The following is a 607-nucleotide window of genomic DNA, read 5'->3' on the forward strand; positions in this document are numbered from 1 at the left end:
CCGGTCATCCTACAACAGGGGGCGTATCGTCGTAGCCAATGGAACCTATCCCCGGATGCCTGGGCTATGGCGAGTATCTGAGTCTCTGGCTCGCGGTTGTAGGCCATCAGCGCCTTCACGGTCTCAAGCGGGCTTTCGTAGCGGGCGACAAGCTTCACCGCTTCAGAGTGCAACTCGGCTTTGACCTCGGCATCGAAGTACATCGTTCCCATCGCGGTTCCTCCTAGCGTGTCGCACGCGTGATGGAGGGAGCACATCAAGTCGCTCCTAAGTTCGCCGTTGAGCAGGTTCATCCCTTTGAGCGCCTTACGTGATGATCGGCATGAGCATGGCAGTTGGCCTTTCCGGCAGGCTCGGGAAGTGAACAGAACGGGAACGTAAATGTCAAGCAAGAATTGACTCGGGCGAGGGGTCAATTCCTATTTTGGCCATGCCGGACGCGGCAGAACTCGGTCGGCTATGTCCTGGCATGCTGCAGCCACCCTCAAGGCGCGGCTCCACTCGGTCCTTAACCCTTAGGCCGGTTGAGCATTGAAGCCAACGTGCTCGCGTTCGACGTCCCCATGCCTTGTACCTCGGCGGCGGCCAGTGGATCGAGGCCAGCAGG

The 607-nt window shown here is 59.5% G+C and carries 1 pseudogene; it reads right to left on the reverse strand.

What is annotated here, in order from left to right:
- A pseudogene (locus EOA22_RS36450) lies at positions 1–293 on the reverse strand (hypothetical protein); the annotation flags it as partial.
- Positions 294–607 lie beyond the last annotated feature (314 nt).

Origin of the sequence: Mesorhizobium sp. M7A.F.Ca.US.014.04.1.1, from assembly GCF_003998745.1 — a bacterium.
Taxonomy (GTDB): Bacteria; Pseudomonadota; Alphaproteobacteria; order Rhizobiales; family Rhizobiaceae; genus Mesorhizobium; species Mesorhizobium ciceri.